We start from the raw sequence: 7,427 nt of genomic DNA, 5'->3' as shown, positions 1-7,427 counted from the left end.
GCTAAGAACCAATGGTGTGGCTCCCACCGGTAAAAGGTACTATGCCTTAGGCAACGGGGCTATTTCCAAAACAGGCCTAACCGCCAGTAAGACTTATATCATTTCCTACTGGAGCCAGAATGCGACGGCCTTGAGTATTGCGGGTACCATCGCTGGCTCGGCAGTTAAAATCCGGACCATCAATGGCTGGAATCTGTACGAGCATCGGGTTACTGGTGTGAGCACAGTTACGGTTTCCGGTACGGGAAATCTGGATGAGTTGCGGCTTTACCCGGTGGAGGCGCAGATGACGACTTACACCTATGACCCGCTGGTTGGGCAGACTGCTAGCTGTGACGCCAATAACCTGATTACTTATTACACCTACGATGCCTACGGCCGCCTATCGGTGATAAAGGACCAAAATGGGCTTATTCGCAAAAAGTACACCTACCAGTATGCTAATCAATAATAGATTCCAGTTTATGAAAGATTTATACCGCTCCCTGTCTTTTCCTTCTTTTGGTAAGCTATTGGTGATTGGACTAGTGTTACTATTAAGCCAACGGCCACTCTATGGGCAGACTCAGACCTTTAATCAAGTGCCGGATGAGATTGAATTCCAGGCCTTGAAAGATTTATATAATTATACCAATGGCTCTAATTGGGTGAATGAGTGGCCGGATAGCATCAACAGCATGACAAATGTTACCAGTGCTCAATTTGGAACTTGGTATGGGGTATTCATGAAAGATGGAGACGTAACCGGACTTGGTCTAAAGGACAATAATTTAGTTGGTGAATTGCCGGTTTCCATTGGGAATTTAGCGAAAGTTAATTATCTGATGTTTTGGGGTAATAACCTAACTGGTCCTATTCCCCTATCTTTAGGTAAGATGAAGGCTTTAGAGATAGTTTATTTTATTGGAAATAAATTAACTGGAAATATTCCCGATACACTCGGTACACTACCAAAATTAAAAGAGTTAACTTTTTATAATAATAAGTTGGTTGGTCCTATTCCCGAGTCATTAGGAAAACTTACCAACCTAATTCATCTAGACCTTGCTTATAATGAATTACAAGGGACCATTCCCACTTCATTTGGAAATTTAAACAAGCTTATCACCCTATCCTTGACAAGGAATAAACTAACGGGAGACATTCCTCCTGCCATTGGTAACTTTGCTTCTTTACAGAACGCTCTTTTTTCTATTAATAACTTTACCTCTATTCCTAATTTTAGTAGTAAACCGAATAAGCAATTTTTAACGCTTTCTGCTCATAGTAATCATTTAGGTTTTGCTGCTATAAGGCCTAATATGTCGAATGTTAACGGCGCGCATCCGTTCAAATCGTTTATATATAGTTTCCAGAGCGATATCGGTATCAATAATAAAGAGAAAGGCAAGGATACCCTGTATTATTTCAACGGACAACCTATCCAGATGTGGGTAAGGGATGAAGCTCTTAACAACCGTTACCAGTGGCAGAAGCTTCTAGGTGGGGTATGGCAATTTTTGCCTGGAGATACCGCACGTATTTATACGATTAATTCCCCGGTAGATGCTTCTGCCGGGACTTACCGTTGTTTAGTTACTAATAGATGGGCCACGGGTGTATCTCTTACCAGCCACGAGGTTGTACTTATTAAAACACCGACCACTAAACTACCGGTTAACTTACCCAATACAGCCTCCCTGGCTCCAACAATGGGTGGCAGTTTGCCGGCTGCCGGCGCAACTACGGCTCCTATCAACTATGTACGTACCTTTACGCCGTACCTGGGGACCGTTGATGAGAACAATGTGGCGAGTTGGGGGGCTAACTTCGTGCAGAGAAGCACCACCTACTTTGATGGCCTAGGCCGCCCCATCCAGACGGTTACCCGGCAGGAATCACCGGGTACCCGCGACCTGGTGCAACCTATTGCCTATGATGCCTACGGGCGACAAAGTAAAGATTACCTGCCCTATACGATTGCGGCGGCCAGTGGCACCACGGCCGGAGAATACCGGCCCAATGCCTTGCAGGAGCAATACGGATTTTATACCACTACGACCGATTCTTACAGTAACAAACTGCCCCGGACGGGCATTGCCTACGCCGAGAAGCAGTTTGAGGCTTCCCCTTTGAACCGGGTGCTCCAGCAGGCCGCGCCTGGGAAAAACTGGGATCTGGCTTCCGGTCACACGCAACGGTTCCAGGAGCAGACTAATACGAGCACGGATGCCGTTCGAATTTGGCAGATTGAGGCGGGCCTGAGTACCAACCTGATTTCCCCCGGAACCTATGCCGCCGGTCAGCTTTATGTAAACCAGGTGACCGATGAGCAAGATGCGAAAACCCAGGAGTTTAAAGACAAAGAAGGGCAGGTGGTGCTGAAGAGAGTCGAGAAAGCTGCTGGGCAGTATTTATCTACGTATTACGTGTACGACGACTTGGGCAACTTACGCTATGTGTTGCCGCCGAAAGCCGTGGAGCAAATGAGCCAGAATAACTGGATATTCTCCGCAGCCGTTAGTGCCTTGGTGTTCCGCTACCACTACGATGCGCGGCAGCGCCTTATCATCAAGCAAGTGCCGGGCGCGGAGCCGGTGTACCTGGTGTATAACCAGCGCGACCAGTTGGTGATGAGCCAGGATGGTAATCAGCGAGCCAATAATGGCAATAAGTGGAGCTTTACCAAGTACGATGCGCTGAACCGGCCTATTTTCACCGGTATTATCACCGATACCCGTACCCATGCCCAACTCCAAGCCGATGCCAAAAATTCAACGGCCGCGCAGTTTGAAACCCGCACCACCGCCTCGACCGGTCCGGGCTATACCTTAATCAACTCTTTCCCCACCAATGTCTTAGAGGCGGATGTGCTGACCTATACCTACTATGACGACTACAATTACCCCTATATGCAGAACAAGCCTTTTGTGCCGGAGGCCGGGGTAAAAGCCACCAAGCAAAATAAACGCGTGGTAGGGCAGGTTACCGGCCAGTGGTCCAAAGTGCTCGGCCTGAGTTATACTTACTGGATATGGTCAATAAACTACTACGATGAGGAGTACCGGGTGATTCAGCGGCTTTCCAATGCTTTTAATGAGTTTGGGGAGACCAAAGACCGGTTCACCACCAAGTACGAAAGCTTTAATAATCGAATAGAGAAAACCTTGCTAACCCACACCAAAGGCTCCAGCCAGCACGTGATTCAAAACCGGATGGTTTATGACGTGCCCGGCCGCTTGCTGAAAAATTACCAGCGGATGAGTACCGATACGGTGCAGCTGGCCAATGTAGCAGAAGTTATGCTGGTGGGTAATACTTACAACGAGTTAGGTCAGCTCCACGACAAAGGGCTGCACAGTACCAACGATGGCTTTCAGTACATGCAGTCGGTGGATTACCGCTATAACATCCGGGGCTGGCTCACCAGTATTAATAACAGCGCCTTGTCCAACGACAACAACGTCACCAACAATGATACGGGTGACTTGTTCGGCCTGGAGTTGAGCTATGACTATGGCTTTAACAAAAATTACTTTAACGGCAATATTGCGGGGGTGAAATGGCAGAGTGCTACTGATGGTATCAAGCGCACTTACGGTTACCAGTACGATAAGCTCAACCGGCTCTTACAAGCCGACTTCCGGGCGTATACCGGTACGGCCTGGGCCGGCGAGCAGCTGGATGCCACCAACGGGCACTACGATATGTGGGGGATGCGCTACGATGGTAACGGCAACATTCTTAATCTAAACCGCAACGGCTTACGGGCGCAGTCGGGTACCACGAAGACCTACGGTCTGTTGGACCAGCTCAGCTATAAGTACGAGCTGGACAAAGGCAACCAGCTGGTGGGCGTGGATGATACCGAAAGCACGACGCTGCTGCATGACTTTGACGATAAGAACATTAACAATGTCGTCAACAAGTACAGTGTGACCGTACCCGAATACACGTATGATGCCAATGGTAACCTGAAGAAAGACACGAACAAAGGCATTGTCAATATCAATTACAATCACCTGAATCTGCCTACCCTGATTGATTATAACAGTGGCCGCCGGCTACTGTACACCTACGCGGCGGATGGCACCAAACTGCGCAAGCGGGCGGAGATACCCGGGGTAGGAACCCCGGAAACCGATTACGTGGGCAGCTTAGTGTATCAAGGTGGGGTGCTTCAGTTTGCTCATACGCCGGAAGGACGGGCCTTGTACCAGCCTAATGCGACCAATAAGTGGCAGTACGAGTACCACTTAAAAGACCACCTGGGGAATTTACGCGTTGCTTTTGCCGAAGGCACCACTACCACCATGATAGCCACCATGGAAGCCTCGCGGGCCGCGGAAGAAGATACGGTATTTACCAACGTGGCCCAAACCCGCAAACAGGACCAGGTGCGGGCTCGCACCGGTAGCTACGCGGCCCGGTTGAACGCCAAAGAAAAACGGCTGTTAGGACCAGGTAAGCGGTTGACCGTGTTCAAAGGTGATACCATCCGGGCGGAAGTGTTTGGCCACTACGAAGTGGAAAATAAAGCCAGCGTGCTGACCAGCTTAGCGGCCTGGGTGTTGAGCAATGGCGCGGTGCAGGTAGCGCAGCCACCAGCGCGGGAGGGCAGCATGCCGGGCAGGGGTAAGCCAATGTTCCCTTATCTGAGTGTGGGTCTGGCTTTATCGCCGCAGGTGGTGCAAAAAGAAAAGAATGTACCGCAGGCTTATTTAAAATATATGGTATATGACAGCACGGGTAGTTATATTAGCAGTCACTACCAGGTGCTCTCGCAACAGGCGAAAGACAGCTGGGAAAAGCTGGAGCTGGCGTATATTGCCGAGCAGGACGGCTACGTAGAGGTGTTTACGGCGACCGAGAGCGGGGAAGAGGTATTCTTTGATGACCTGATGCTGACTACCGCCACGCCTTTGACCATTCAGGAGAACCATTATGACCCTTGGGGCATGAACCTGGTAGGCATCGAAAAGCTGGGCTTACCGGACCATAAGTTCCAGTACAACGGCAAGGAAAAACAGGATGAGTTCAACCTGAACTGGAGTGACTACGGAGCTCGGATGTATGACCCGCAACTGGGGAGATGGAATAGCGTGGACCCAATGGCCGAATTAGGAAGAAGGTGGTCTCCTTATACATATGCCTTAAACAACCCCATTCGATTTATTGACCCGGATGGAATGTGGTCTTATGATGCTAATGGAAATGCCTCAACGAGTAATCAGGATGAGATCCAGACATTCATGCAGCAGTTGCAAAGCCAGGACGGTGAAGAAAACGGAGATGGAAACAAGGAGAAAAAAGATCAAGGGAAAAATAGTAATCGTGCATCAGCTTTAAAATCTGGTCAAATTGTTAATATAAATGGTCAATTATTTAACTATCAGGGCAATAGTAACTTTAAACTGCGCTCAGATGCAATACAACCAGATTATACTTTTGAGACATTTTACATTGGAGGAAAAGTAGTTGGGCCTATTGTAGGGGCAATGGGAGGTTTATTGGGACGCCTGTTAGGAAGGAGTACTGTTACTGAAGGGGCTGTTTTAGTGGGCGCATTGTCAGGAAGAGGTTATACTGCCAGTGCAATTGCTAATTTGTTTAAAGGATCTGGTGATGATGTATATAAAATTATTTTCAGAGGAATGACAGGTTCAGAAGGAGGGTCAGGGGCTTTGTTCTTAGCAGAGGATGCTGCATATGCAGCAAGCTATGCTAAAAATGGTTTTAATGGGGCTACTGCTTTCAAAATACCTGCTAATAATTTTCATCTTATGGTTCAAGAAGGACTTATTGAAACCAGAATGGGAATAAACGCAGTAACTGGACAAAAGGGATTAGAATATGTTATAACCAATCCCGTTGTAAAGCGGGAGTTACTAAAGGTAATTGTTGGCGTAAAATAATGGCTTATGAAATACTGTTGTGAAAAATTTGAATTTGATGTTTCTCAACCTTCTACAACATCACCTAATATTAGGATTGTTAGATATTTGCCAAGCCCATTATGGGAGAACAAGAATGTCTATGCATATTATATTACAAATGGCTATGACCGCTTCAGCGTTCTAACCCCCAAATTGACTATAAACTACTGTCCATATTGCGGTGTAAGACTGAAGTTATTTTACTCAACACCAGAAATAGTAAATGAAGAAGAGGGCGTTACTTTTTAGCCAGGGTATAGCTTCAGGTCGGGAGCTATATCACCTATATTTTAATTCCGGTATGCATAGAGTGTTTTGTTCTGAAATAGGTTGATAAACTTGTCTCAAAAAACGACGGGAAAAAGATACTAAAAAGGACCTGGCAGCACCAGGTCTTTTTAGTTGAATTTCTATCTTAAAAATCCATCTCAAAAATCATCCTATATTATTGAATGCTGAGATGAGTAGGGGAGACTTAACATAAACTTACTTATAAGCCTAACGGGCCGCGTGCATGAGGAGCCCATAGCGTAAGCAAGGGTTACTTATGCATTGTGTTGGCTGCTGCCATTTTTATTTTATTATCCAATCCCCTAAAACTTCTAGCTTTGGTTTAAATCCTTTTTGATTCCACTTCTTTCTGTCAAAATTAAAGTGGTTTTCTATATAGGTGAGAATACCAACTACAGCGATTAAACTAAAAATGGAACTAAGTGTAAATAGAAAAAGAACTTTATCTTCTATCAAAATTTCAGATAGGGATTTTTCTTTTATACTTCCATTGAGGACTTTTATTCCACTTAATAGGAATACCAAAGCCCCGAAAGAGCAAATCCAAATTGCTACTCTAACCCTAAAATATTTCGTGCTTAATCGTATTTTCAATATTTCCTTTTATGGTTACAGCCAACTAGCAGATAAACGTAATGACATACGGTTATCTGCACTATGTATAAAGATAAAAGCGCCTATTTTTGCCTAGTTCTGGCCACTCGTTGCTATTGAACTTGCTTTACCATTACATATATTTCTGCTAATATAATAGATAAGTTACTAATCGTGCTAACCCCTTCTTAAAATATAACAAAAGCCAGAAACACCTTCTATTTAACATAACATTTGTTATTGGCTTTCGCTAAGCAGGCCCATTGTTACTCCAGATTAAAAATATTATGATGAACAAAGGGGAAATGCGGAAGTTTTTCAAAATACATTCTGAAAAATACTGATTTTTCAGTATTGTTTTTGTATAAAGACCCATTTACCTTGCCTATATAGGTATATATAAATTCTTTAGCAGAATCCTTTACCCGCGTACTTTGGAACGAACCCTTTACTAACCATTTCTTATGCTTCCAGCTTATAATGACAGAAAAGCCGCGGCTTTTCGGGTGGCCTTGCTTTGCCTATTGATAATTGAATGTGCCGGTATTACTGTAAGTAAAAGCTGGGCTCAAACAGCACTCCCTAAAATAATTCCACCCTCGCCCGAAACAGCGGCTTTATTTAAGC

Annotated in this window: 3 protein-coding genes and 1 pseudogene; 3 read left to right on the top strand and 1 reads right to left on the bottom strand. The window is 45.5% G+C overall.

All coding sequences use genetic code 11. The features are described 5' to 3' along the window. The 3 genes and pseudogenes from F0145_RS25935 to F0145_RS25930 form a co-directional block, all read left to right on the top strand. Positions 1-451, top strand: a 451-nt coding sequence (locus F0145_RS25935; protein ID WP_223816248.1) for a hypothetical protein, incomplete at its 5' end; no start/stop codon positions are given. Next, positions 405-1,121: pseudogene (locus tag F0145_RS27095) on the top strand (hypothetical protein); the annotation flags it as partial. The gene F0145_RS25935 and the pseudogene F0145_RS27095, both read left to right, overlap by 47 nt. A gap of 180 nt (positions 1,122-1,301) precedes the next feature. Then, positions 1,302-5,894 (top strand): DUF6443 domain-containing protein, encoded by a 4,593-nt coding sequence (locus F0145_RS25930; RefSeq protein ID WP_223816249.1) that lies wholly within the window; start codon positions 1,302-1,304, stop codon positions 5,892-5,894. A gap of 594 nt (positions 5,895-6,488) precedes the next feature. Here F0145_RS25930 and F0145_RS25925 read toward each other — a convergent pair. Continuing rightward, positions 6,489-6,800 carry a hypothetical protein gene (locus F0145_RS25925; protein WP_150093596.1) on the bottom strand — a complete coding sequence of 104 codons (312 nt, stop codon included), beginning with the start codon at positions 6,798-6,800 and terminating at the stop codon, positions 6,489-6,491. Positions 6,801-7,427 lie beyond the last annotated feature (627 nt).

The organism is Adhaeribacter rhizoryzae (assembly GCF_008629685.1).
Lineage (GTDB): Bacteria > Bacteroidota > Bacteroidia > Cytophagales > Hymenobacteraceae > Adhaeribacter > Adhaeribacter rhizoryzae.
Note: the sequence above shows the minus strand (reverse complement) of the source record. Positions and strands in the feature narration are given on the sequence as shown.

What these genes read in the sequence shown, in the direction of transcription:
- F0145_RS25930 (WP_223816249.1), top strand. Translation starts at nt 1,302, where the DNA reads ATGTCGAATGTTAACGGCGCGCATCCGTTCAAATCGTTTATATATAGT.